Origin of the sequence: Pandoraea commovens, assembly GCF_902459615.1 — a bacterium.
Lineage (GTDB): Bacteria > Pseudomonadota > Gammaproteobacteria > Burkholderiales > Burkholderiaceae > Pandoraea > Pandoraea commovens.
In genome coordinates this window covers 655,521-682,089 of the sequence record NZ_CABPSA010000001.1, presented here as the reverse complement: position 1 = coordinate 682,089, position 26,569 = coordinate 655,521, and the positions used below count along the sequence as shown (strand labels likewise).

General features: G+C 63.3%; 20 protein-coding genes. 15 read left to right on the top strand and 5 right to left on the bottom strand.

Features of this window, described 5'->3' with window-relative positions:
- Positions 1–176: 176 nt before the first annotated feature.
- Positions 177–683: an Lrp/AsnC family transcriptional regulator gene (locus PCO31010_RS02980; protein ID WP_150662915.1), complete on the bottom strand. Its 507-nt coding sequence runs from the start codon at positions 681–683 to the stop codon at positions 177–179.
- A 172-nt stretch (positions 684–855) separates the two neighbouring features.
- On the opposite strand from PCO31010_RS02980, the gene ilvB reads away from it, so the two are divergent.
- The 6 genes from ilvB to astA all read left to right on the top strand — a co-directional run bounded on the left by ilvB (position 856) and on the right by astA (position 8,003).
- Positions 856–2,688 carry a biosynthetic-type acetolactate synthase large subunit gene (gene ilvB, locus PCO31010_RS02975; protein ID WP_150662914.1) on the top strand — a complete coding sequence of 611 codons (1,833 nt, stop codon included), beginning with the start codon at positions 856–858 and terminating at the stop codon, positions 2,686–2,688.
- 191 nt (positions 2,689–2,879) lie between these two features.
- On the top strand, positions 2,880–3,659 hold the full coding sequence (locus PCO31010_RS02970; RefSeq protein ID WP_150662913.1) for a basic amino acid ABC transporter substrate-binding protein: 780 nt from the start codon (positions 2,880–2,882) through the stop codon (positions 3,657–3,659).
- A gap of 152 nt (positions 3,660–3,811) precedes the next feature.
- On the top strand, positions 3,812–4,564 hold the full coding sequence (locus PCO31010_RS02965; RefSeq protein ID WP_150662912.1) for an amino acid ABC transporter permease: 753 nt from the start codon (positions 3,812–3,814) through the stop codon (positions 4,562–4,564).
- Positions 4,548–5,270 carry an amino acid ABC transporter ATP-binding protein gene (locus PCO31010_RS02960; RefSeq protein ID WP_150574877.1) on the top strand — a complete coding sequence of 241 codons (723 nt, stop codon included), beginning with the start codon at positions 4,548–4,550 and terminating at the stop codon, positions 5,268–5,270. Before PCO31010_RS02965 ends, PCO31010_RS02960 begins: the two co-directional genes overlap by 17 nt.
- 219 nt (positions 5,271–5,489) lie before the next feature.
- On the top strand, positions 5,490–6,731 hold the full coding sequence (locus tag PCO31010_RS02955; RefSeq protein WP_150662911.1) for an aspartate aminotransferase family protein: 1,242 nt from the start codon (positions 5,490–5,492) through the stop codon (positions 6,729–6,731).
- Positions 6,732–6,938: 207 nt separating this feature from the next.
- Complete coding sequence (gene astA / locus PCO31010_RS02950) at positions 6,939–8,003, top strand: arginine N-succinyltransferase (protein ID WP_150663481.1); 1,065 nt, start codon at positions 6,939–6,941, stop codon at positions 8,001–8,003.
- A 28-nt stretch (positions 8,004–8,031) separates the two neighbouring features.
- Here the strand turns inward: astA and PCO31010_RS02945 are convergent, their stop codons facing one another.
- The 4 genes from PCO31010_RS02945 to PCO31010_RS02930 are packed head-to-tail and all read right to left on the bottom strand — an operon-like array spanning position 8,032 to position 12,874.
- A complete protein-coding gene (locus PCO31010_RS02945; RefSeq protein WP_174984262.1) occupies positions 8,032–9,015 on the bottom strand; it encodes a Csu type fimbrial protein in 984 nt (327 codons plus the stop codon).
- The gene (locus PCO31010_RS02940; protein WP_150662909.1) at positions 9,012–11,537 is read right to left on the bottom strand and encodes a fimbria/pilus outer membrane usher protein; all 2,526 of its coding nucleotides are present in this window, start codon (positions 11,535–11,537) and stop codon (positions 9,012–9,014) included. The genes PCO31010_RS02945 and PCO31010_RS02940 overlap by 4 nt, the downstream gene beginning before the upstream one ends.
- 26 nt (positions 11,538–11,563) lie before the next feature.
- Positions 11,564–12,322: a fimbrial biogenesis chaperone gene (locus tag PCO31010_RS02935; RefSeq protein WP_174984259.1), complete on the bottom strand. Its 759-nt coding sequence runs from the start codon at positions 12,320–12,322 to the stop codon at positions 11,564–11,566.
- Between the two features lie 24 nt (positions 12,323–12,346).
- Positions 12,347–12,874, bottom strand: coding sequence for a Csu type fimbrial protein (locus PCO31010_RS02930; RefSeq protein WP_150662907.1), 528 nt, complete (start codon positions 12,872–12,874; stop codon positions 12,347–12,349).
- A gap of 577 nt (positions 12,875–13,451) precedes the next feature.
- Here PCO31010_RS02930 and PCO31010_RS02925 point away from each other — a divergent pair.
- From PCO31010_RS02925 to PCO31010_RS02885, 9 genes are all read left to right on the top strand, one after another.
- Positions 13,452–14,024 (top strand): HdeD family acid-resistance protein, encoded by a 573-nt coding sequence (locus PCO31010_RS02925; protein WP_150662906.1) that lies wholly within the window; start codon positions 13,452–13,454, stop codon positions 14,022–14,024.
- Between the two features lie 96 nt (positions 14,025–14,120).
- Positions 14,121–14,606: a DNA starvation/stationary phase protection protein Dps gene (gene dps / locus PCO31010_RS02920; RefSeq protein ID WP_039398040.1), complete on the top strand. Its 486-nt coding sequence runs from the start codon at positions 14,121–14,123 to the stop codon at positions 14,604–14,606.
- Between the two features lie 185 nt (positions 14,607–14,791).
- Complete coding sequence (locus PCO31010_RS02915; protein ID WP_150662905.1) at positions 14,792–17,497, top strand: bifunctional acetate--CoA ligase family protein/GNAT family N-acetyltransferase; 2,706 nt, start codon at positions 14,792–14,794, stop codon at positions 17,495–17,497.
- Positions 17,498–17,585: 88 nt separating this feature from the next.
- The gene (gene corA, locus PCO31010_RS02910) at positions 17,586–18,563 is read left to right on the top strand and encodes a magnesium/cobalt transporter CorA (protein WP_150662904.1); all 978 of its coding nucleotides are present in this window, start codon (positions 17,586–17,588) and stop codon (positions 18,561–18,563) included.
- A gap of 237 nt (positions 18,564–18,800) precedes the next feature.
- Positions 18,801–20,147 carry a CaiB/BaiF CoA transferase family protein gene (locus PCO31010_RS02905; RefSeq protein ID WP_150662903.1) on the top strand — a complete coding sequence of 449 codons (1,347 nt, stop codon included), beginning with the start codon at positions 18,801–18,803 and terminating at the stop codon, positions 20,145–20,147.
- 160 nt (positions 20,148–20,307) lie between these two features.
- Positions 20,308–21,150 carry a sulfite exporter TauE/SafE family protein gene (locus tag PCO31010_RS02900; protein ID WP_150662902.1) on the top strand — a complete coding sequence of 281 codons (843 nt, stop codon included), beginning with the start codon at positions 20,308–20,310 and terminating at the stop codon, positions 21,148–21,150.
- 605 nt (positions 21,151–21,755) lie between these two features.
- On the top strand, positions 21,756–22,265 hold the full coding sequence (locus tag PCO31010_RS02895) for a hypothetical protein (RefSeq protein ID WP_150662901.1): 510 nt from the start codon (positions 21,756–21,758) through the stop codon (positions 22,263–22,265).
- Positions 22,266–22,471: 206 nt separating this feature from the next.
- The gene (locus PCO31010_RS02890) at positions 22,472–23,146 is read left to right on the top strand and encodes a response regulator (RefSeq protein ID WP_039398051.1); all 675 of its coding nucleotides are present in this window, start codon (positions 22,472–22,474) and stop codon (positions 23,144–23,146) included.
- A 29-nt stretch (positions 23,147–23,175) separates the two neighbouring features.
- Positions 23,176–26,565, top strand: a complete 3,390-nt coding sequence (locus PCO31010_RS02885; protein WP_150662900.1) for a hybrid sensor histidine kinase/response regulator — start codon at positions 23,176–23,178, stop codon at positions 26,563–26,565.
- Positions 26,566–26,569: the final 4 nt, after the last annotated feature.

The following is a 26,569-nucleotide window of genomic DNA, read 5'->3' as shown; positions in this document are numbered from 1 at the left end:
TGGATGCTTAAGGATAGAGGCTTGCGGGGGCGCTGTCCAACGTGCTCCGCGTCGTTTATCAGGACGATCGAAGGATGCCTGATGTTTAACGGACGGCAGACTAGCGGCGGACACTCAGCAGACAAACGGCGGACATTTTACGGTCGGTTTCGTGACATGAATCTGTCAGCACTGCGTCATGAATTGCCGGAGGACGCGTTGCTGTGCGCACCGGGCTGTCCGCTGCCGATGGGCAGCACCGTGGTCGACTTGATCTGCGAGAGCGCAATCATCGAGTTCACTTCCTGCACCATCGGCAGTTGTGAGAGCCGCTCGAAGAAGAAGCGCTCGTAGGCGTCGACATCGCGCGTGACGATGCGAAGCAGAAAGTCGACGTTGCCCATCAGTACATGGCATTCCAGAACTTCGGGAAAGTCCTGAATCGCCTTGGAGAATTCGGGTAGCGCGTTGCGGTTGTGTCCCGCGAGTTTTACGTGAGCAAACAGCATGACGTTCAGCCCGACCTTCTTGCGGTCGACCAGCGCGACACGCCGCTCGATTACGCCCTCGGCATCGAGCCGGTCGATGCGTCGCCAACATTGCGATTGCGACAGCCCGATGCGCTCGCCGATCTGCGCGGCGGAAAGCGAGGCGTCTTCCTGCAGAATTGCGAGGATTTTTTCATCGAATTCGTCAATTTGCATGATCTATTCCTCGATATGAGTAAATTTGAATGGATCATGTGAAATTGACGGGTTTTTGTCAACGATACGCGAAGCATTTACCGGCCGATCCCCGTAAACTTCGTCTCTATTAGTGATATTCGCCGCAACAATTCCCTCCCGTTCGACTGAATCAGCAGGAAGACACGTACCTATGAAACTCGATTTGACTTTGCCCGCTGCCGAAACCGCGACCGGTGCCGTCGCCCAGCCCCTTGCTCCGTTGTCTGCCAAAGGCGCAGACCTGATTGCGCGCACGCTGGTCGACATTGGCATCGACACGGTGTTCTGCTACCCGGGCGGGGCCAACCTCGAAATGCTCGATGCGCTCTCGCGCGTATCGATCACGCTGGTGCGTACCGAGCATGAGCAAGGCTCTGTCTTTGGGGCGCAAGGCTATGCGCGCGCGACCGGCAAGTTGGGCGTCTGCCTGGCGACGTCCGGCCCGGGGGCGACCAATCTTGTGACGGGTATCGCCGATGCAGCGAGCGATTCGGTGCCGATCCTGGCCATCACCGGCAATGTCGCCACGCACTGGTTGGGCAAGAATGCCTTCCAGGAAGTCGATATCGTCGCCATCACCAAGCCCGTCACGAAGCTCGCGCGTCAGGTGCGTGAGGCGCGCGACATCCCGGCCGCCGTGCGCGAGGCGGCGGCGTGTGCGCTGGCCGGACGTCCCGGCCCGGTCTTGCTCGACTTTCCGAAGGACATTCAGCAGGCGCGTCCCGAACAGCCGACGGACAAGCGCGTTAAGTCCGCCGTGCCTGCGGGCATGAGCGACGAGACGGCGCAACGCATTGCCGCATTGCTCGCGCAGAGCGAGCGGCCGGTGCTTTATGCCGGTGGTGGGGTGATTGCGTCGGGGACGAGCGCACAACTGGTCGCGCTGGCCGAAGCGCTCAACTGCCCGGTCGCGCTCACCATGATGGGACTTGGTGTCGTGCCCGACGACCATCCTCTGTTGCTCGGTCCGCTGGGCATGCACGGCGCGTATGCGGCGAACGTCGCGGTCAACGAAGCCGATCTCGTGCTGGCGCTCGGCGTGCGCTTCGACGACCGGGTGATCGGCGATCCGTCATCGTTCGCGCGACACGCGAAGATCGTCCATATCGACGTGGATGCTGCCGAGATCGGCAAGAACAAGCCGGTGACGCTGGGCGTGCACGCGGATCTGCGCGACGCGTTCGCCGGTCTGCTGGCGCACGCCAAACGGCGTGACGTGCCCGCGTGGCATACGTATCTTCGCGAGCGTCGCGAAGCGCATCCGCTGCGTGCACCGCAAGCGACAGGCGAAGCGAGTGCAGACAAGGACGCCAGTGTGCTGACCGGCGTGGACGTCATCGCCGCGCTGGCCGCGATGCTGCCGCCGGAAGCGGTGGTCACGACGGGCGTGGGGCAGCACCAGATGTGGGCCATGCAGCACCTGCGCTTGCGCGAGCCGCGCACGTTCCTGTCGAGCGCCGGATTCGGCACGATGGGCTTCGGTTTGCCTGCGGCCATCGGCGCGAAGGTCGCGTTGCCTAACGTGCCGGTGATCGATATCGATGGCGACGGCAGCCTGAACATGTCCGTCAACGAACTCTCGACGTGCCGTCGTTACGGCCTCGGCGTCAAGGTGCTGGTCATCAACAACCAGTGGCTGGGCATGGTGCGGCAGTGGCAGGACATGATCTATGCGCGCAACCGGGTGGCGTCGTCGCTGGTCGACCCGAATGTGCCGGATGGCGCAGACGACGGCCGTCCTTACCCGGATTTCGTGACGATTGCGGCGGGATACGGCGTGGCGGGCGCTCGCGTCACCCGCGCCGAGGAATTGCCCGCTGCATTGGCGCGCATGCTCGAAGACCCGAGCGAGCCGTATCTGCTCGACGTCCTTGTGACGCGTGAAGACGATGTGTACCCGATGATCCCGGCCGGTAAAACCTACCGTGATGTGGTTTTCGGTCCCGGGCAAGCCGCCGGGCCGATTGCGGCGGGTGCATTCTGAGTTTTCGACGCAACCGACCGGAAGCGGGGGCGGGCTGCAGGCCCGTCGCATAGGCATTTTCACGGTGTGAGAATTCGGCCTCACGTCGCGAGATCGCAACGAGAAAACCCGCTTTGGCGGGTTTTTTTCGTTTCAAGGGCGCCGAGGAGTATCATTGCGCTCTTTCTGGAATCCTCGCCAAGGAAATTACTATGTTGACGAAGCGCCTGGTGCTGGCCGCCGCTTGTTTTCTGACGACCTTTGCCGCGCTGCCGGCAGCACAGGCCGCCGATCCGACCTACACCGTGGGCGCAGGCGGCACGTATCGTCCGTTCGAGTTCGAAACGCCGCAAAAGGAATTGGTCGGCTTCGATATCGACATCATCAAGGCCATCGGCAAGGCTGGCGGTTTCAACACCAAGCTGGTCAGCACCCCGTGGGAAGGCATCTTCGCCACCTTGGATCAGGGCGATCGCGACATCATCATTTCCGGCATCACCATTACCGACAAACGTCGTGAAATGGTCGACTTCTCGGCCCCGTACTTCCCGGCCGATCAGGTCATCATCACCTCGCCGGGTGCGAAGGTCGCCGGTCTGGCCGACCTGAAGAAGCTGCAAGTCGGCGTGGTCAATTCGAGCACGGGCGACATCGCCGTCTCGGAAGAGCTGGGCAAGGCCAGCACCGCCATCCGTCGCTTCGACAACACGCCGCTCATGCTCGAAGAGCTGTATCGCGGTGGCGTGGACGCCGCCGTGGGCGACGTCGGCGTGATCAAGTTCTATATCAAGAGCCATCCGGAAAAGCCGTTCAAGCTCGTCTACGACAACAAGTTCAAGCGCCAGTACTTCGGCATCGCCGTGAAGAAGGGCAACAAGGTTGCGCTCGACAAGATCAATACCGGTCTGAAAAAGATCGTGGCTGACGGCACCTACGCCAAGATCTACAAGCAGTGGTTCGACGCCGACGTGCCGACCCTGCCGCAACAGTAATCAACGCGTGTAAGATTCGCGCCACGCGCGCCAGAGATTCTGGCCACTCGCGGCCCGTGAGCTGATCGTCAACTACCGACGTCAACCCCCGGGCCGCGAGCGTTTTTCCGCCGGTCAGACCGGTCCGTTTCATTTTGTGAGAAAGGTGCTTCATGGGTGGGTTCCAGTGGAACATCATCAGCGAATACATGCCCCTGTTCGTCGAGGGCACGCTGATGACGCTCAAGTGCACGGTGATCTGTGTGATCGCCGGCACGTTACTTGGGCTCGTGCTTGGCGTTGGCCGTCTGGCCGAAGCGCGTCACGGCTTCTATAAGTATTTCCTGCGCTACGCGGTGCAATTCCCCGTGCGCTTCTACGTCAGCTTCTTCCGCGGCACGCCGTTGTTCGTGCAGATCCTGCTGATCCACTTCGCATTGATGCCGTTGCTGATCAACCCGTCGGGCGGCTTGCTCGTGAGCGGCGATTTGGCCCGCGAAATCCGTTCGCAGTACGGTGCGTTCATGTCGGCCGTGCTGGCAATCTCGCTGAACGCCGGCGCCTACGTGTCGGAAATCTTCCGTGCCGGTATTCAGTCGATCGACCGCGGCCAGGCCGAAGCGGCACGCTCGCTCGGCATGACTTACATGCAGACGCTGCGCCGCGTGGTGCTGCCGCAGGCATTCCGCCGCATGCTGCCGCCGCTGGGCAACAACGCCATTGCCATCGTGAAGGACTCGTCGCTCGCATCGGCCATCGGTCTGGCCGAACTGGCGTACGCTGCACGCACGGTGTCGGGTGCCTACGCGCGCTACTGGGAGCCGTATCTGACGATTTCGCTCATCTATTGGGTGATCACGCTGGTGCTGTCGGCATTTGTTCAACATCTTGAAACGAGGTACGGCAAAGGTGATCGTCGTCAATAACCTGCAAAAGCAGTACGGCGAGGCGCACGTACTGCGCGGCATTTCGTGCCGCATCGAAGAAAAGGAAGTGGTGTGCGTGATCGGGCCGTCGGGCTCGGGCAAGAGCACGTTCCTGCGCTGCCTGAATGGTCTGGAAGACGTGAGCGGTGGCGAAGTCCTGGTCAACGGCTTTCACGTGGAAGATCCGAAGACGGACATGAATGCCATGCGCGCCAGCGTCGGCATGGTGTTCCAGCGCTTCAATCTGTTCCCGCATATGTCGGTGCTGGAGAATCTGATTCTCGCGCCGATGCAGGTCAATGGCATCAAGCGTGACGAAGCGGTGACCATCGCTGAACAGTTGCTCAGGAAGGTGGGCCTGATCGAGAAGATCGACGCCTTCCCGAATCAGCTCTCCGGCGGTCAGCAGCAGCGCGTGGCGATCGCCCGCGCACTCGCCATGCAACCGACGGTCATGCTGTTCGACGAGCCGACCTCGGCGCTCGACCCGGAGCTGGTGGGCGAAGTGCTGGAAGTCATGAAGTCGCTCGCCGAAGAAGGGATGACGATGGTCGTCGTGACGCACGAAATGGGTTTCGCCCGTGAAGTCGCCGACCGCGTGTTCTTCATCGATCAGGGCGTGATCATGGAAGAAGGGCAGCCCGAGCAGATCTTCACAGCGCCGAAGCATGAGCGCACGCGCGAATTCTTGCGCAAAGTCCTGTAATTCTCAGGATTGCGGTGCGCGCAAAGGTATATCCGCGCGCCGCATCTGATTACAATGCGAGGGTACGCGCGCCGAGTGACCCGAGTGACCCGAGTGACTTCAGGCACCGGCGCGTCGCAGGCACCCTGAGCGCCCCGCCAGGTTTTTTTCACAGGGCAGTGACCTTTGTCCGGGCCTGCCCCGCAATCGAAGATTGCACTCCGATTTCACGAGGTAGTCATGAGCCAGCAAATCGCTGTGACCCGCCAGACGTTCGACGACGTGATGGTGCCCAATTACGCGCCTGCCCAGATGGTGCCCGTACGCGGCGAAGGCTCGCGCATGTGGGATCAGGAAGGTCGCGAGTATGTCGACTTCACCGGCGGTATCGCGGTCAACGCGCTCGGCCATGCCAATCCGGAACTGGTGAAGGTGATCGAAGAGCAGGCCCGCAAGGTCTGGCACATCGGTAACGGTTACACCAATGAGCCGGTGCTGCGCCTGGCCACGGCACTCACGCAAGCGACGTTCGCCGACAAAGCGTTCTTCTGCAATTCGGGTCTCGAAGCGAACGAAGCCGCACTCAAGCTGGCGCGCCGCTACGCCTACGACCACGCCGCCGAGCGTGGTGGCAAGGAAAAGAGCGAGATCATCTCGTTCTATAACTCGTTCCACGGCCGTTCGCTGTTCACCGTGAGCGTGGGCGGTCAGGCCAAGTACACCGAAGGTTTCGGCCCGATTCCCGCAGGCATCATGCATCTGCCGTACAACGATCTGGAAACCGTCCGCGCGACGATTTCGGACGCCACGGCCGCTGTCATCGTCGAACCGGTGCAGGGTGAGGGCGGTGTGTTGCCCGCCGATCCGGAATTCCTGAAGGGTCTGCGCGAGCTGTGCGATCAGCACGGTGCGCTGCTGATTTTCGACGAAGTGCAGACGGGCGTCGGTCGCACCGGCACGCTGTATGCCTACGAGCAATATGGCGTGACGCCGGACATCCTGACCACCGCCAAGGCGCTGGGCAATGGCTATCCGATCGGCGGCATTCTCACGACGAGCAAGATTGCTGCGAGCTTCTCGCCGGGCACGCACGGCTGCACGTACGGCGGCAACCCGCTCGCGACGGCCATTGCCGGTCGCGTGCTGGAGCTGATCAACACGGCCGAGACGCTGAACGGCGTGAAGGCGCGTCACGATCATTTCATCAAGGGCATCGAGGTGATCAACGCGCGTCATGGCGTGTTCGATCAGGTGCGCGGTATGGGCCTGCTGATCGGCGCCGTGCTCAAGCCGGCGTTCGCCGGTCGCGCCAAGGACATCGTCGTCGAATCCGAGAAGAACGGTCTGATGCTGCTGGTGGCGGGCGGCGACGTGGTGCGTTTCGCGCCGTCGCTGAACATTCCGTTCGCAGATATCGACGCCGGTCTCGCCTCGCTGGAGAAGGCGGTCGCAACGGTGGCTGCCACGGCGAAGGCCGCTTAAGAAGGCCGCCTAAGCACACGGCGAACGTAACAAGACCTGCGCCGATGCACAGGACTTCGGGCCGGACCGACGGATGACGTCGCTCCGGCCCTTGTTTTATCCAACTCACGGGATGCTTCCATGACGCGTCAATCGAAAGCGACGACGACCTCCGACGTTCCAGCGAACACTGTTGCTGCCGCCTCTGACGACATCGCGGCGAATTCGCTGCGCGTCGTGCGTCTCGCGCGTCCCGGTGATCTGCCCGCGCTGCTGGCGCTGGCAGCGATGGCCGGTCCGGGCATGACGTCGTTCAAGCCCGACCGGGCGGCGCTCGAAGCGCGTCTGGCGCGCGTGGCGGCGACCGTCGAAGGCCAGGCGCCCACGGCGGAGCAGGGCTATCTGTTCGTGATGGAGGACGCCGACACCGGCGAGATCGCGGGCGTTTGCGGGCTGGAAGCCGCCGTCGGCCTCGACCAGCCGTTCTACACCTATCGCAAGGACACGATTGTCCACGCGAGCCGGGAGCTGAATGTCTGGTCGCGCATGCTGACGCTCTCGCTCTCGAACGACCTCACCGGCTACAGCGAACTCTGCTCGCTGCTGCTCGACCCGAAATGGCGCGGACACGGAAACGGTGCGCTGCTATCGAAGGCACGCTTTCTGTTCATGGCGCAGTTCCCCGAGCGGTTCGGTCCGCACGTGTGCGCCGAGTTGCGTGGCTTTTTCGACGACGAGGGACAGAGCCCGTTCTGGCAGTCGCTCGGACAACACTTCTTCAAGATCGACTTCGATCAGGCGGACTACCTCACGTCCATCGGCAAGAAGTCGTTCGTGGCCGAGCTGATGCCGAAGTATCCGATTTACGTCGACTTTCTGTCGCCGCAAGCGCAAGCCGCCATCGGCGTGACGCACCGCGACACGCTGCCTGCCCGGCGTCTGCTGGAGCAGGAGGGGATGCGCTCCGGATCGCACGTGGACATCTTCGACAGCGGCCCGGTGCTCGAAGCGCGCGTTGCCGATCTGCGTGCGGCGCGCGATAGCCGCTATCTGACGGCGAACGTCGTGGCCCCAACAAGCGAGGATGGCAGCCCCGTACCGGCGACGCCGAACGCGGAACCGTATCTTGTGGCATGCCTGGGCCTCGAGGGTTTTCGCGCGACGCTGGTGACAGGTCGCCCCGAGCGCCGCGCGTTCGCGCTCAGCCCGCTCGCTGCGCAGGCGTTGGGCGTGAAGACGGGCGATCGGCTTCAGGTCTTGCCGCTCAAGCCACCGCGCGCTGAAGCGGTCTGATCTCGCTCGGCACCCTCTCGGAACGCCATCAGAACTGAATCGTCGCCGTGACAGTGTCGGTATAGACGCCGGGGGCTGGCGTCGATTGCGACGGCACACGTGCATAGATGGGGATGGCCTGCACGAGCCCTGTACCGGTGCCGGTCAGTTGCGACGTCCCTGACGTCCCGTCCCCCCAGATCGTGGCGTAGCCGCTGTCGAGATACAGCTGATAGCCGATGCTCGACGTGAGGCCCGTCATCGTGCGCGACGTGACCGTCCCCAGCAGTCCGCCCGACAGGCTGACCCGATAAGCGTCGTTCTTCGTGCATTGCACCGAGAGTTGCCCGCTGCTGGTGACGGGGCTGGCGAGCGCCGATTGCGTGGCGAAGGTGATGTTGGCGGCGGCGATGGTGCAGTTGTTGATCACGGTGACGTTCGCGGTGAACGGCGCGCCAGGCGCGGCCGTCATGGCTGTGCCGCAGGCGGGGGCAGGCGAAAGGGCCGCGTAGGACGCGTATTGCAGCGAGATGTCAGTCGACGCGAACGTACGTGCGTAGACCGTGTTGCTGCTGCCGGTCGTGGGCACCGTCGTTTGCGACGCCGCGATCCTGCCGTAGAAGTTCACGTTCTGTGTGACCGTGCCGCCGAGCAGCGGCCGCGCCATCGTCAGCGAAATCACGTCGCTCGTGCCGCTGCCCCACGCGTTTGAGTAGGTGGGATCTGTGAAGAGTCCGAAATTGATCGCACTTCCAACATTCGCGGCATTTGTCAGCGTGAGCGGCTGAGTGGCATTCAACGCCAGACAGAGTTTGACGTTCGGATTGCCCGTGAGCACAGGCCAGTTGCACGACACGGGGATCGTGCCGGTCGCGGAGAGCGCGAATCCCGAGATCGGGCTGAACGCAGCGAACGCCAGCGTTGGCGTGCCGACGGAGCATGTCTGTGCCAGCGCACTCATCGACAACGCGAGATAGCCCGCTGCAATGGCGCAATGCCGTCGCACGATGCGAAGCAAGGTCGTAAGCCTCATGACAGGTCCTCCCCATCGGAAGGCGTTGATGGCGCTGCCGGTGCTGGCCAATCCGATGCCGACATTGCCTCCGGCGACCGCGACGGTGTGTCCCCCGCGAGCGTGCCGAACGCCACACATTCCAACGGACCGACGCGGGCGATGCGTCCTTCGGGCGGTGTCGTCCAGTCGAAGGAAACGCGGCAGCGCTGCCGTCCGTCGCGCGATTCGAGGGTGTTGCGCGGACCGAGTGCGTCGATGAACACTTCGCCGTCGTAACCCACCACCGTCACTATGCCGCTTTGCACATGGCGCACCGATGTGCCTGGGTGCAACGGCTGCCCCGAAGTGTCGACCAGCGTGACGAGCGCCGCGCGGTAACGTCGCACGGGGAAGTGCACGAGTACGCCGCTGCGCGACTGTGGGGCCACTCGGCGTTCGGTTGTCGTGACTTCCAGATCGGCGGGTAGATGCATGGGGTCGATGCCGATGCGCGACGCTTCGAAGCCGTTCAGATCGGGCACGAGGAAGTAGCCACGCGAGTCCGTACGACCGACGGGGACCGATTCGCGCATCACAGGGACGTTGACTTGCGCGTCGGTGCTCACGAGCGCGAAGGCGTCGTAAGTGCGCCGCGTGGCGTGCACGCTGTTGTCCATGACGACAAGTGCGCCAGTCATGCCTATCCCGACACCGGACTGCCGTCCCACTTGCTGCGCGAGTGCCGAGACCTGACCGTGTCGCCCGAGATACTGCACTTCGCCCTGCATCGTGCGTTGCGAGAAGGCGCGTCCACCGAGTACCTGCCAACCCCAGCCGCCGGCGTAATCGGGTGTGCGGTTCGCGCCCGCCCACGCCTGCGTTTGCCCGTCCTGTTGACTGAACGATGCGTTCCCTAGCGCCGCACTTGCGCCCTCGCTGCCACCGCCGAGCAAGACGCTGAGCATCGCGAAGATGCCGTGCGAGCGACGCCGCGCAAAGTCGCGAAATCCACCCATCGAGAACATGCCGCGCGTGCCTGCGGGTAGCGTCAGGCTGGCGGACAGCACGCGCGTTGCTGGTTGACGCGGCACGCGTTGGGCGAACCAGGCGAGCGACGCGGTGCTGCCACGCGCGAACGGCACTGAGATGCTCACGCGATCGCTCGCACGGGGCACAGGCACACCGTCCAGCGTGGCGATATCGCGGTAGCGGCCGGTCGTGCGGATCATCTGCGCGTCGACGCTCACGCGGCGCGACAGGTACTGATAACCCGCGCTCCATTGGCTGCCGGTGCCGCGTCCGCCGGATAAGGCGGTGGACACGCTGACGACGCCCGCACGCCCCAGCGCCATCAGCGCGCCCGCGCCAGCAAGGGCGAGTCGTCTCCCGGCTTGCGCCTGCGCTTCGACGGTCAGGGTGTCCGTTGCGCCATAGCGCGCGGCCACCGACGCGACGGGATGACGCCGGTACGAAAACGAGCGCACACCGTAGTCGTCGCGCGGCAGGCCCGCCTCCACGGAAAAGCTCGACAGGCCACGTGCGAGCAGGCGGGGATCGATGTACAGGGGCACGGTAGTGATCTGCTCGCGCCCGAGTGCGTCGCGTGTCACAACGCTCGCCTGCAAATCGCCCGTGAGGCCCGGCGTTTCCTGAATGACGAACGGACCGGGCGGTACGCGTCCACCCATGCGGCGCACGCCGTCGAGATACAGATCGACGGAGGAGGGCACCACGGCGCTGCCATGCAGTGCGGGGATGGGGAACGTCACCAGATCGGGACGCAGCGCGAAGTTGCGACGCCACTGAAGGCCGCCAATGCGCAGCGACCGGCTCCATGAGAGCGAGCCGGTGATGAGGTCGCCCGCGACCCACGTGGTCAGGCGCGACGGGTCGTCGTGTTGCCACCAGGTGTCGTAGCGTCGATAGCCACGACGCCATCGCGAATGCTCGGCGAGACCGGTCTGTTGCAGCGTGCCGCCCGACCAGAAGCCACGTACTTCACTCCAGACGGAAGCGCGCGTGAAACGGTCACGCTGCACGTAGCCGTCGTAGTTCACGAGCAGACCGGGGTCGGACGTCGCTCTGACAACAACGGGCGCAGGGCTCCCCAGACGATACGGCGAGAGCCACGCGTCGCCGACCTCAAGCGAGAGTGTCTGGTGCGTGGCGTCGTAGGACGCGCGTATGCCGCTCAGCGAATCGAGCGCGATGTCGGCGGCGTCGTTGTCGGGCAGGCCGCCGGATGAGGATGTCAGCCCGAGCGCGCGCAGATCGCCTGCGCGGGCGAACCAGCGGCCTTGCCGTCGCGCGAATGGGGCGATGCGCCCGGTCGATTCGCCGTTGATGATGACCTCCAGTACATAAGGCCCGTCGAGCCGGGAAATGCCTGCTGTACTCGCCGCTCGCGTGGGCACGGTGGTGGACGACGACGTTGTCGCGGTGCGGGAGGCGGCCAGCGACGCATCGTCGAACAGGGCCGCGCCGACGGCGCGTGGCTCGGCCGATATTGAGCCGGGCCCAAGTGCACCAAGCGTCGTCAGCGTGGCAAATGCGACGCTCATGGGCGTGGCGATGGCCGCGGACACGCCTAGCGACGTTCGTCCGGCGCGACGCCTGCGACAAAGCGCATCGGCACCGCGTCGACGCGTGACTCCACCGTGAACGGTGCAACGGGAGGCGCACCGGCGGGCCAGCGCACCGCGAAACGACGCGTTTGTCCGGCGAGCACGTAGCCGAGCAAGCCGCGCGTGAGCTCCACGCTGCGTCCGGAAGCGTCGAGTACCCGTGTCGCCCCCAACTGAGCGTGACGCTGGCCGTCATTGCGCACTTCCAGCTCGCCCCGCGTCATGCGCACGTCGAAACGCAGCGAGGGCGAGCGCGTCTGATTCGCCTGCACGAACACCGGCAGCGAGTAGCGCAGGCGGATGGAGACGCCCTCCGATGGCGTGGCGTCGACAGGCGGCAACTCGTCCACCAGCAGCCGGTAGCTCTGCTCGCTTCCCTCGACTTTTTGGGCCACATATACCAGCCGCACGATCTGCCGGTCACCAGGCTCGATGCGCACAATGGGTGGGCTGGCGATGAGCGCTTCGGTGGGCGTGAGCACGTTGTCGCCGTTGCGTTGCGTCCACGCATACAGACGCAACTGGCCGTGAATCGGCAGATCGCCGGAGTTCCCGAGCGTGAGCGTAGTCGCAGGCTGCGTCGGCAGGATGTTGACGATGACCGGCGAGACTTGCAGCGTCGCGCCGTTGCCGTCGGTCACGCAAAGTGTGAGCAGCGCGACGAACGCGCCGCCGCAGGCATACGCCGTCGGCCGCCGGGCGACCGGTCTGGGAGGGCTCATGTTCGCCATGATTCACCTGACCTCTCAGAAGTAGACGGTCGCCGTGACAGTCGACGAGTAGACGTCCGGCGCGGGCATGGTGGCCGAGAGCGTCGCCTGACCATAGACGGTGTACGTCTTGACCACGCCCGTGCCCGAGTCGCTGAGGGTGTTCGAGCCCTGCGTGTTGCCCCACGGCGTGGCGTAGCCAGCGTCCTGAAAAAGCCCGAACGGAATGGTCGTGGTGTTGCCGGTGAGCGTGCCCGCCAGCAGGCGGTTGGTCTCGGTGGAGTTCGGTACGGTGCCCGCATTCAGGCCGATGTTGTAACCCGTCGACGCGGTACAGATCACGGTGAGCGACGAGGTGGTTGCCACCGGTCCTGTCGCCGAACCCTGTACCGCGTTGAACGTCATGGGCGTGGCGGCGATGGTGCACCCGGGCAGGATCGTCAGCTGGACGCGCATCTGAGCGGTTGCCGACCCGTTGGAGTAAACGGCGGCACGAGCCGGTGCGCTCTGTCCAAGCGCAGCGACGATTCCCGTGAGGGCCAGACAAAGCAGCGGTCGGTTCATGATGTTTCTCCTTTGGAGTCCTATTAGAAAGCGCGATGATTCACCGTGGGGACTACGTAGATACCGTTCTTGTGACGCCCGTACACGCACTGCATTTCGGACGCTTTTTACGTAGTTTATGAGGGCGCTTGCCCGAAATACGAGCGCACAAAGTACTTTCGGAATGATCCCAATTGAAAGGCGAAGCGACGCGCTGAGCGTCTCGGAGGTGTACGCGCAAAGCGCATGTTTTCGACGGACGCATTGCGCATGTGTTGAGTGGTTGCGGGCAATGATGGTGAGGTAACGCGTGCGAATGCGACGCATTGCCGCAGCGATGGCGGGGCGATCGCGGGTGTCGTTGCGGAAGTCCCTGTGGGCGTGCGGAGCGGAGAATCGAGATCGGATGACGTCTGTCAAAGCGCGTGCGAATGACACAAGCATTCGCGTATATTTCACTTGATCTCACGTCGAAGCCGTCTCTAGAATGGGTTCTTGACGCCTATCTGCGCGCCCATACGCACCAAACGTGTTGTAGGTGTGGTAGGTGCTCGTCGTCCGGATTCGCTACCTGCGGATATTTCACGAGAGGGATGCCATGCTCAGACTTCTGTCGAAATACTGGTGGTTGCTTGTGCTGCGCGGTGTGTTGGCGGTGATATTCGGTATCGCCGCCTTTGCGTTACCCGGCGTGACGATTGCGGTGCTGGTGCTTTGTTTCGGCGCGTTTTCGTTCGTGGACGGGGTCTTCTCGCTCAGCGGCGCATGGAGTGCGCGCCAGGAGCATGCCGATTGGTGGCTGCCATTGCTGCAAGGCATCGCGGGCATAGTGATCGGAGTCCTGACTTATCTCAACCCGGCGTTGACCGCCGTTGCGTTGCTTATCTATATCGTGGCCTGGAGTTTCGTCACCGGCGTGTTGCAGGTGGCTGCCGGTATCGCGCTGCGTCGCGAGATCAAGGGCGAACTGTGGGTCATTCTCTCCGGTGCCTTCAGCATCCTGTTCGCCATCTTCATCATGTGGCAACCGGGCGCGGGCGCGTTGGCGCTGATCTGGGCCATCGGGTCGTGGGCCATCATCTGGGGCGCTTTGTTGGTGCTGGCAGGATTCAAACTGCGAGGTGCCGCGCATGGCGTGTCGCATGCGCCACCGGGACACCTCAGGTCGTAGTCGCGTTGTCTCCGTTCGTCCGCATGGGCGCCGAGCGCCCGTCGCCGACGGCTTCCCCCCGGCAACCTGCGAGTTGCCAGACGTCAGGAGTGTGAAATGGCTTTGAATCATACGCGTAACACCCTCGGTGAAAAGATCCGTATCGAATCGGTCAACCAGCTCAATCGTGGGCTGATCAACGGCATCGACGTACAGCGTCAGGCGAAGCAGGCCCACTGGAACGTGCACGGCCCGGGCTTCATCGAACTGCACTTGCTTTTCGACGAGGTTTATAACGCGGCCATCGAATGGGCCGATCTGTGCGCCGAGCGTCTGGTGGCGCTGGGCGGCGTGGCCGACGGCCGCGTGCAAACCGTTGCACAGAAGACCGAATTGCCGACGTACAAGAACGAGTTCAAGCGCGGTCTCGATCATGCCGCCGCGTTGGCCGAAGCCCTCGCGGCTTACGGCGAGATCATTCGCGGCCTGATCGATGCATCCGCCGAGATCGGCGACGCCACCACGTCGGACGTCTTCACCGAAATCTCGCGCGGCGTCGACGATCACCTGTGGAAGGTGGAAGCGCACCTGCGCGGCGAGTGACGATATGCCCGGGCGCCTGTGCGGGCGTCCGCGCGACGAACCCATCTTTCGACATCGACGGTTCCGCCGATAGTTCTGCATCACAGACGACGATGAACGCGCGCGCCGCTTGAGCCGGAGCGCGCGTTCTCACGTTCTCAGCCTCGCTGTTTTCCACGCTGTCTAACTCACCCCCCGGAGTCGCTATGACCACCCGTAACCTGAGCCAGATGTTCCAGCCGAAGTCGGTCGCCGTGATCGGCGCGTCCAATCGCGAGCGACGCGTGGGGACGACCGTGCTGCAAAACATCGTCGACGGGGGCTTCAAGGGCGACATCTATCCCGTCAATCCGAAGTATTCGACGCTCGCCGATCTCAAGTGCTACCGCGACGTGGGCGATCTGCCGCAGGCACCCGACCTGGCGGTGATCTGTACGCCGCCGTCGACCGTGCCCGATCTGATTCGCGAGCTGGGTGAGCGTGGCACCCGCGCGGTGGTCGTGCTGACCTCGGGGCTTGCCAGAGAAAAGGATCGTCACGGCGTGACGTTGCAGGACCGCATGCTCAAGAATGCGAAGCCGCACGTGCTGCGCATTCTCGGTCCGAACTGCATCGGGCTGCTGAGTCCCGGCATCGGCCTGAACGCCAGCTTCGCGCACATGGGCGCACGCGCGGGCAAACTCGCATTCGTCTCCCAGTCGGGGGCACTGACGACGGCCGTACTCGACTGGGCCGACGCCCGCGAAATCGGCTTCTCGCACTTCGTGTCGATGGGTGACAGTGCCGACGTGGATTTCGGCGACATGCTCGATTATCTGGCGAGCGATCCCGGCACGGACGCCATTCTGATGTACATGGAATCGATTCGCGATGCGCGTAAATTCATGTCCGCGGCGCGCGCGGCAGCACGCAACAAGCCGGTCGTCGTGATCAAGTCGGGACGTGTGCCTGAAGGCGCGCAGGCCGCTGCGTCGCACACCGGCGCACTGGCTGGCTCGGACGACGTGTACGACGCCGCGATCCGTCGCGCAGGGATGTTGCGTGTGGATACCACCGACGAACTGTTTGCGGCTGTCGAGACGCTGGCACGCCTGCGTCCGTTCGCAGGCGACAAGCTGTCGATCATGACCAACGGCGGCGGCGCGGGCGTGATGGCGACCGATGCGTTGGTGCTCGATGGCGGCAAGCTGGCCCATCTGACGGAAAAGACCCGTGCCGCGCTCGACGCCGCGTTACCCAAAACGCTGGGCCGTACGAACCCGGTGGACATAGGCGGTGACGCGGATCTCGAACGCTACACGGCCACGCTCGCAGCGCTATGCGAAGACCCCGAGACAGCGGCCGTCCTCTTCATTCAGGCACCCACCGCGGTGATGCCGAGTCTCGACGTGGCGAACGCACTTGCGGCGCTGCCGCGTCCGTCGAAAAACGTTTTCACCTGCTGGCTCGGCGGCGAGACGGCCGAGCGCGCGCGCCGCATCTGCCGCGAGGCCGGGCTGCCGACCTACGACACGCCGGAGAACGCCGCGCGTGCCTTTCTCGAAGCCGTCAACTATCGACGCAATCAGGCGTTGCTGATGGAAACGCCGCCCTCGATCCCGCCGGGCTTCGCGCCGGATGTCGCGCGCGTGCGCGCCATTGTCGACAGCGCCATGCGTGAGGGCCGGGAGTTGCTCACCGAACCGGAAGCGAAGGGCGTGCTCGCCGCCTACGGGATTCCGGTGGTCGAGACGCTCGTTGCCGAGACGCCGGAGCTGGCGGGCGAAGTCGCGAAGGGCATCGGTTTTCCCGTCGCCGTCAAACTGATTTCGCCGGACATCACGCACAAGTCCGATGTGGGCGGCGTGGTGCTCAACATCGAAACGGCAGAGCAAGCGAGCGACGCGGCACGCCAGATCGCCAAGCGTGCACGGGCCGCGAAACCCGATGCACGTGTGACCGGCTATTCGGTGCAGCGTATGGCGAACGGTGCCGAAGCCTTCGAGCTGATCGTGGGGGTGGCGACCGACAACGTCTTCGGTCCGGTGCTGCTATTCGGGCAGGGCGGCACGGCCGTCGAAGTCATCGCCGATCGCACCATCGGCCTGCCGCCGCTGAACCTGAACCTCGCGCGCGACATGGTGGCGCGTGCCCGTGTGTCGAAGTTGCTCGCGGGCTATCGCAGCCGTCCCGCCGCCGATCACGAGGCAATCTATCTGACGCTGGTGAAGCTCTCGCAACTCGTGTGCGATGTGCCGGAGATCGCCGAGCTGGACATCAATCCGTTGTTTGCCGATGCGCACGGCGTGCTGGCGCTCGATGCGCGCATTGTGGCGCGCAAGCCGTCGCTCCCCGGGCACGGACGTCTGTCGATCGCGCCGTATCCGCAGGAGCTCGAAAGCACCGTCGATGCAGGTGGAAAGCCCGTGCGCGTACGTCCCATCCGCCCGGAGGACGAACCGGCCTACAACGCGTTCTTCCACACACTGACGCCGCAGGACGTGCAGTTCCGCTACTTCGGTCTGATCAAGGAGCTGTCGCATTCGCAGATGGCGCGAGTTACGCAGATCGACTACGACCGTGCGATGACGTTCGTCGCCACGGAAAAGGACGAGGCGGGCAACACGCGATTGCTGGGCGTGGTGCAGGCTTTGGCCGACCCGGACAACACCGTGGCCGAGTTCGCGGTGACGGTGAGTCCTGCGGCGCAGGGGCGAGGGCTGGGGCGTGCGCTCATGGAGCATATCGTCGACTACAGCCGCAAGCGTGGCACCGGGGAACTCATCGGCTATGTGCTCACGGCAAATACGCGTATGCTGACACTCGCCCGTCATCTCGGCTTTGTCGAAGACAAGGAGATGGAGGCGGGCATCGTTCATATCCGGCTGCCGCTGCAACAGACGGCGCAGGCGCGGGAGACACGCAAGGGCTGACGGTCGCGAGGGTCGCGGCGGTAGCGCGCGCAGTGCCCGACGCTCGCGCCACGTGTAGAGTGCAAGGCCGCCTCGACCAGGAAGACGCATGCTAGTGAACTGTGTGGCCTATGAGGATGGCCGCAAGATTGCCGATCTGCACCCCGATGAAATCTCGGACTATCTTGAACGTCCGCACTGCTTTGTCTGGGTGGCGCTCAAGGATCCCGGGCCGGGCGAACTGGCGCAGATGCAGCACGAATTCGGCCTGCATGACCTCGCCGTCGAAGACGCCCAGCACGGGCATCAGCGTCCGAAAATCGAGCAGTACGGCGACTCGCTCTTTGCGGTGCTGCACGTGCTTAACAAGGACGCTGACGGCGATTTCGCGATTGGCGAAGTCGCGATTTTCGCAGGGCACAACTATGTGCTCTCGGTGCGCTCGAACGCCACGCAGGGACTGGGCGCGGTGCGTGCGCGAGCGGAGAAAGAACCGCACTTGTTGCGCCAGGGTTCGATCTTCGTCCTCTATGCCCTGATGGACGCCATCGTCGACAGCTACTTCCCCGTGTTCAACGACCTTGAAGCACAGCTCGAAGCCATCGAAGAGCAGATCTTTACCCCGAATGCGCCGAACAAGGGACGCGCGATCATCGAGGATCTGTATCAGCTCAAGCGTCGGCTCATTACGCTGCAACACGCGTGCGTGCCGCTCATGGAAGCGGTCAGCAAGTTGTTCGGGGCTATGGCGCCCAAGCTGTGCGGTGGCATGCAGGAGTACTTCCGCGACGTCTTCGACCATCTCCAACGCATTACGAAAAACATCGATCTGCTGCGAGAAATGGTCACGACAGCGCTCTCCGTCAATCTCGGCATGATTTCGCTCTCCGAGAACGAAACGACGAAGCGGCTCGGGTCGTTCGCGGCGCTTTTTGCCGTGCCGACGATGATTGCCGGGATCTACGGCATGAATTTCGCTGACATTCCCGAACTGAAATTCCAATATGGGTATCCAGCCTGTATTGCCGCGATGGTCGTCATCGACGTCTTGCTATTCATGAAATTCCGCAAGGCGGGTTGGCTGTAACGGCCCTTGCAGGGTTGTGACAGCCAACGGGCTGGGGGCGTTGTCTGTGTCAGGCGCGTGTCCCGGCGGCGTTGCCACCCGGGTTGTTGCCCGGTGGCAACGTGTGGTGCGACCTCCATTTTTTCGCAGTGACCGGCGTTGAATAACTGTTCTAGAATGCGCTGAATGCCGCGTCAGACGGCTGCCAAGGGTTGAAAACAACAACAAACCGCCAGGCAAGCAAATAGGGGTCAGATATTGAATGCACCACTTACGGGGATCCGCGTCATTGAGTTCTGTCGTGGCGCGGCAGGTGCCTATTGCGGCATGCTGCTTGCCGACATGGGCGCGGACGTCATCATGGTCGACGATCCCGTCGACGATATTTCCAACGAATACCAAAGCACGATCAGCGAATCGGCGCAGGTCGGATTGCGTCGCAACAAGCGCTCTGTCGCGCTGGATCTGCTAACGCTCGAAGGCCGAAGCCTCGCTCACACGCTGGTGCGCGGGGCGGACGTCGTCATCGAGTGTTTGCCACCCGGCACGTTGGCGCGTGCCGGGCTTGGCTATGATGCGTTGTCGGCTGTGCAACCGCATCTCGTCTACGTTTCCATTTCCGCATTCGGACAAGATGGCCCGCGCTCCGTGCCGCAGCCGGGGGTGCCTGCGCTTGAGGCGCTCAGGGGCATGCTGGGCGTGGCGCCAAGCGGTGCCGAGCCGCCGCGCGATCTGCCCATTGCCGATCTGGCCGCAGGACTGTACGCCGCGTTTTCCGTTTCGGCGGCGCTCGTCGCAGCGAAGCAGCAGGGCGTGGGCGTGCACATCGATGTGCCGATGCTCGGCGCGACGCTAGCGATTGCCGCGTTGCGGGCGGGCGATGCCGGAGCCGAGGCTGCCCATCGCGCAGGGCTCGTGCCCGCAGCCGCCATGGCCGCTACGGACGCAGGCGACGCGGCGCAAGCCGACGCCGAGATGTCGGCGGTAGCGCGTCAGCGCCGGGCGCTGGCTGACGCAGCGGGGCATGGCAAGGTCTCGCCGCTGGCCGTACCGCTGCCCGGTGAGGGCGAGCGTTTTGGCGGCCCTTCTGCCCCTTGGCCGACCTTCCGGGCGCGCGACGGCTACTTCGGTATGGATTTAGACGCCCAGACGCATTGGGAGGCGATTTGCGCCCTCGTGCACCGTGTGGATCTGCTCGACGACCCGCGGTTCGGCAGTGCACGGGAGCGGGCGCGCCATCAGGCCGCGTTGCGCGACGTGCTCGAAGCGGTATTCGTGCTGGACGACCGGGATGTCTGGCTCGCGCGGCTGGTAGCCGTGGGTGTCCCGTGCACGGAAATCAGCACCTATTCCCGAGTGCTGTCCGATCCGCAGGTGGCGCATATGGGCTGGGTGCGCCCGATGGTGCTGCCCAGCGGCGAGACGACCCACACGATCGTCTCGCCCGTGCGTCTTAACGGACAAAGCCCTGTCACGCGTCTCGATCCACCCGCGCCGGGTGCGCACACGGGGGACATCATCGCGGAACTTGATGCAGAACACGAGGCGGGGCTCGATGCCAGCGAGCTGCCGGTGGACATCAGTGTCCGGACATCCTCGCCATAGGCATTTTTTGTCGTTTCCCCGCATTTTCAGACACGACGGCGCTCAGGTAGCGCCGCTTTTCTTTTCTGTCGTCTGATGCTTCTATATAATTCATCGTCATAAGCTTATGACAAATAGTGATTTGGCTTGGTGCCAGACCACTCCCTGCTGGATATCGCCCATGTTCCCCGACCTTTCGAGTGCTTCGCCCACGGCCGCCCTGCTCGGTGCAGCGGTCGGACTGGTGTTGGGTTTGACGGGCGCGGGTGGTGGCATCTTTGCGGTGCCGGCGTTGGTGTTCGGACTCGGTTGGGGCGTGCCGCAGGCGGGACCCGTCGCCTTGCTTGCCGTCGGCGCGAGTGCCGCCGTGGGCAGTGCGCAAGGCTTGCGGGCCGGTATCGTGCGCTATCGTGCGGCGATGCTGATGGCGGGCATCGGGGTTTGTCTCGCGCCATTGGGCTCGTGGATGGCGCATCGGCTGCCGGAGCGGTGGCTCGTCGGGCTGTTCGCCGTGGCGATGCTGATCGTGGCCGCACGGATGTATCGCGCTTCCCGTGGTGGTGGGGGCGGTGCGGGGGCGAGTGGCATCGCGGGTACGTGCGCACCGTTGCCGCCATGCCGGATGGACCCCGCGACGGGGCGCTTGCACTGGACTCGGCAGGTGGCGAGTACGCTGGGTGCGATCGGTGCCATTTCGGGCTTTGCGTCCGGGCTGCTCGGCGTTGGGGGCGGTTTCGTCATCGTGCCTGCACTGCGGCGCTTCACGGACATTTCGGTGCACGGCGTGGTGGCGACGTCACTCTTCGTCATCGCGCTGATTTCTGCGGGCACCGTCGCCAATGCGTGGTGGCATGGCATGCATCCGGGAACGCAGGGGTGGACGTTTGTCGTGGGCGCTGTCGCGGGCATGTTGCTGGGGCGTGCGCTCGCGCCACGTCTGGCCGCATCGCGGCTTCAACAAATCTTCTCTACGCTCATGGCCGTCGTGGCATTCGGCATGTTCGTCAAAGCGTTTGGCGCTTGAATCTATTTATTCAAAGCCGCTAAGTCTGCGCGATGCTGGATTTCCTTCGGCTTATCTCCCGCTTTAATCGAATTTAACGAAATTTAATAAAATTTAATCGCTACCGGTATCGGTGGCGTTGACGCGCTTTGCGTCTAAAAATCAAAAGAAGCGAAGTATTTCGAAAGTCGCAACGTCTTTCGAGTGACTTTTTGCCTTTTCGGCATCGACTTACCACGCCGCGTGCGGCCTATGGCTGACATGACTGGCATCTTTCAAATGAATCTTTTCCTCACTTGCGTGTCAATTGGAACGCTGCCTGAGCATCCGCACTACGTCATCTGAGTTATTTCCGCACTGAATTCGATGCTGACGCGCGGGCTGTGTAAGGCGCGAACGGTATTCCTCCTAATTTGGACTAGGATGTTTCCTATAAAGAGATCCAAAACGGTTGGGATTTGTAGATTTATCCTATATTTCCGCTGGTCGTAAAAATGACGCGTAACGTTCCTTTGTCACGCGGCGAGACGATTGGTAATGGACCGATGACACAAACACACGTTGACGCTTTCCTGCCCAGCCAATGCTCTCGCTCAAATGCCACGCGAACGATGGGACGGCGCGCTGTGACGACACTAATAAGCCTTGGCAGCGCGCTGGCGATGGCGCTGCTTGCGGGATGTAGCGAATACAAAGCGTCGACGGCGGATGCAACGGCCCCCCTGCTGGAATCGGAGAGCGGCGGGGCTTCGCTGGCGCGGATGGAGCCTCCGGTTGCGTCATCGCGAGAGGTCGAATCGCGGATGCGCCCGGTGGCAGCAGCGGTGAAGCTGAGCGATACGCCGAGGGTAGGCACGGTCGTGAGCGGCTCGTACCGATGGATGGCGGATTGGCCTGAGACCGATAGCGTACATCTGTGGGAAGCCGCCGCCGGACCGACACGCATTCGCGTTGTCGGACGGACGCGCGAGATGATGCCCTCGGCAGGTTTGCGCGGTGTTCGCATTCGTTACTGTGTCAAGCCGGTCATCGGCGTGGGCACAACCCGGTTGACAGGGCACAAGACGTGCTCGGCGTGGACCACCGTCGATGGACCGGGTGCGGTCGTCGCCGGAAGTGTCGGGAGCGCCGGATAAGGCAGGTAACGGGCGGGGGCCGAGAGCGGCCCACGCGCCGGACTGTCGGGCCCCGTAATCGTCGCCCAGCAGCAATGCGGTCACGCCTTCGTGACCAACGCGTGCGTCGGCAAGACGCACATTCCTCTTTTGGGAAGCCATGACGCGAAGACACGGCGAGGGATCGCGCGCGCCCACGGCTGACTTCTTTTAACAGGATCCAGCAAATGATGGTAAAGATTCTGATTGCGGACGATCACCCGATCGTCGCCTCCACGCTACGTGAAATGCTGTCCCCGGACCCGGGCTTTCACGTGCTGCCTCCCGTCTCGAATTCGACCGAGTTGTTCAAGGCGCTCGAAACGAATTCCGTCGACGTCCTCATTACCGATTACTGCATGCCCGGTGGCGCATTCGGCGATGGCCTCGTCATGATCAACCGCGTCCGTCGCAAGTACCCCGACGTCAAGATCATCGTGTTCACGTCGATCGAGCAGCCGGCCATCATTCACGCACTCGACAGCTGTGGGGTGTTGGGTGTGATGACCAAGTCCGACGATCTGCGTGAAATCACCGTGTGTGTGGAGCGTTGCCGTCGCGGTATGAGCTATCGCGGCGGGCGCGCCGAGCAGATTCTCGAGGAGCAGATGCGCCGCAAGCCGACGGCACGACGCCCGCTTTCGCCCAAGGAAATGGAAGTGCTGCGCATGTATCTGGATGGTCAGAACGTGTCGCAAATTGCGGGCGCGCTGAAGCGTTCGGCCAAGACGATCAACAACCAGAAGCGCATGGCCATGTGCAAGTTGGGTTGCCGCACCGACATGGAGTTGTTCAAGCTGCATGTGTCGAGCCCGGTTCAGTTTGCGCGTGACGGCGAAGCCGAAGCGCCGAGTGCCGCCTGAGTTCGCCCCGACCACAGACGTTGGAGTCTATGCCTGCCAGAACGATGACGCGCGACATCGCGATCGCGGGCCGCCTGCTTCGCATTGGTGGCCTGCTGGCCCTGCTGTTCGGTTTGTCGGTGTGGGTCGCGGCGGTCTCCTATGCGCTCTTCGGCACACTCTGGCAAAGCGGACAAAAGACGGAGTCGTTCTTTGCGGCTGTCGGGCGAGAAATCCGGGACCTCGAAATCTTCAACGAGCAGGCCCGCGCGATGGCACAGGCGACCCAGGCAAGCACCGTGCGTCCGGGCGGTGCCACGCAGGCGCTGACCGACCGCATTCTGAAGCCGCTTATTTCCATGCCGGTGGGCACTGCGCGACGCATCAACGGGGTGGGCTGGGACAGCGAATTCGAAATCGTCAAACTGGCGGAAATCTCGCAAGAGCGGGCAGCGTTGCTAGCGCGTCTGACGTTGCGCCTTATGGTGCTCGACGCCAACTTCTGGAGTCCGCTCGACGCGCAGGACGAGACCTTCATCATTTCCGCAGACGGTGCGTTTGCCACCTATCGTCCTGCCGTTGGCCGCGAAGCGTTCAGTCCGGCCGATCTGGCGCGCGACACGCAGGCAATGCTCGCAGAAATCAACAAGGTCGAGCGCTATCACGCGCGTATCCGGGGCAACAGTGAAGGTCCGTTCTGGACGTACAACTACACGCATCCCGTCACGCATCTGAAAACCGTTTCGAGTTTCGTGCCGATCCGCGATCTCAACGGCCATCTGGTGCTTTATGTCGGCACCAGCATGTCACCGGACATGATCGTGCCGCCGCGCATGCGCAACCTTGAACGCTCCGGCGAAGCGCTCCAGTTGATTTCGGAGGACGGCCTTGTCATTGCGAGCGCCGGGCTTCCGATGTCGTCATTGGGCTATTTGCGTACGCTGGTTACGTTGCCGCTCTTTGGCGGAGCGCAGATGACCTTGCGCTCCGACGGTCAGCGTCTGGTGTTTGAGCGGCGACTGGCTTCTACGCCGTGGTTCGTGCGTTACGCCGTGCGCCCCGCGCAGTTGCTGCAAGAGAACGCCACGTTGCTGCTCGGTGCGACATTGCTATTGCTTCTGTACGCTGGCGGCGTCTATGCAGGCATGCGTTATATGCGTCAACGGATCATCGAGCCTGCGCGTCAGCGTACGACGGCGTTGCTGGAGCGCGATGCTTTCACCCAGACGCTTATCGAGACGGCACCCGTCGGTATGGCGATCATCGATCCGTTCGAGCCAGCCGTGGTGATGAGTAATCCGGCGTATGCCGGTACGGTCGATTTGCTCAGACATCTTGGCGATGGCGAGTTGACGCGGATGTACCGTCAACTGCACAGCGGCGTGGTGGCGCGTCCTGTCCGGCGTCTGCTCAGTGCGCTCGACGATGCGGGTGAGCGCCACTACGCGGTGAGCTTCGTCGACACGGTGTTTCGTGAGCAACCGGTGTTGATCGGCACACTGTCGGACGTCACCGAACAGCGCCGCTTTGAGCTGGAGCAACGCAAGGCACGTCTTGCTGCGGAGAGCGCCAATCGCGCGAAGGACGTGTTCCTCACGACCGTCAGCCATGAGATGCGCACGCCACTGTACGGCACGCTGGCGTCGCTCGAATTACTCAGCGCGCAGAACCTTGGCGACGATCATCGCTATTACGTGGACGTGATGGAGAGTTCGACGCGTAATTTGCTCGATCTCATCAACGATCTTCTCGATTATTCGCGCATTCAGGTCGGTCGCTTCGAGCTGAATTCGCGCGATTGCTCACTGCTCAAGGAGCTTGAGGCGGTGGGGTTGTCGTTTACGGGCCGCGCGCGATTGCAGGGCCTCACGTTGGACTGGATGATCGATCCGCTCCTCGCGCGCGCGGTGCACACGGATGCGCTGCGTCTCGGACAGGTCGTGACGAACCTTGTCGGCAACGCCATCAAGTTCACCGAAAAGGGGCACGTGGCGTTCAGTGCAATGGTGACGCGCTCGGACATGCAGGGCTGCGACGTGGCCTTTACGGTTGGCGATAGCGGTGTCGGCATTGCGGCCGCGGATCTTGCCGATCTGTTCCGGCCATTCGGCAAGAGCACCACCGAGCCGGGGATGCAGCATGGCACCGGGCTGGGACTGGCGATTTCGCATCAGTTCGTCGGCATGCTCGGTGGTGTTCTGGCCGTCGACAGCGAGGAGGGGCAGGGCACGACCATGCGCTTCACGCTGCATCTGCCGTGGGCACCCGAAAGCGAGGCACCGGTTGTCGTGGATTCGCAGGAGACGTTCGCTTATGTGAGCGCATTGTCGCGTCGTCACTGGTACCTCGATGCGTTGATCCGCCGTGCGGGGTTCGTCCCGGTTCGATATGACGACGCCGTGTCGTGGTCGACGGGGGACGGCCGCGAACAGGATTCCGGCCTCCTGATGTTCGCGGACGAATGGCCGGTGCGCGGCATGGCGGGCGCGGAAGTCTACTTACTCCGTGCTACGCCGGTGGACCGTCCCGCCGGAAGCACACCGACGTGGCCGCGCGACATCGCCCTGCTGCAACAGGCCGAACTTTGGGAGGCACTGGGCGCCACGCCACGCCCGGGTCTGTCGACCAACGCCGACCTGCCGGTGCCGGGCACGGCCAACGCGCAGACGCGCGTGAGGCCGTTGGCCGGTTGGTACGTACTGGTCGCAGACGATCATCCGATCAGTGGCATGTTGCTGTCGCGTCAGTTGGAAGGTCTCGGCGCGATGGTGGATTGCTATCACGACCCTCGCGAAGCGCTTGATGCGTTCGATGCCGAGTCGCACATGCTTGTTATCACCGATGCGAACATGCCGCACATTTCCGGGCATGCGCTGGCGACGGCGATCAAGGCACGTGCACCCCATGTGCCGGTGGTGGTGGCCACGGCAGACGTCACCCTGCGCAATGATCGCGAGGCGAAATCGCCTTACGATGCGGTCGTCTACAAACCGGTGGATGCCCGTTCGTTGCTACGTGTCATCGAACTGGTTCGCTCGCGCTACCCGTCGCTTTGCGTGGAGATCGCGCCGTTGCCGGCGTCGTCGCGACTGATCGAGAATGCACCCAAACCTGTGCCTGAGACGGCGTCATCCAAGGACTGGCGTTTGCCCTTGTCGGACATGCTCGACACCTTCGTCAAGATCGCGGACCAGGACATCGCAAATTGCCGGGCGGCGCTCGCCGAGTCCTCGCGCGAGACACTCCGCCACTCGGCACACCGGTTGCGTGGCGGCTTCATGGCGTTCGGTCTGAGTTCGCTGGCGTCCCTGGCCGCACAGGTCGAGCACCTTGCGCCGCAGTCGTCGGTCGGTCAGATGGAGGCGGCTTTCGACTCACTCGATACGGCCTGGAACGATTGGCTGCGCTCGCAGGGACACGCCATCGCCAGCGACGCGTGAGCGT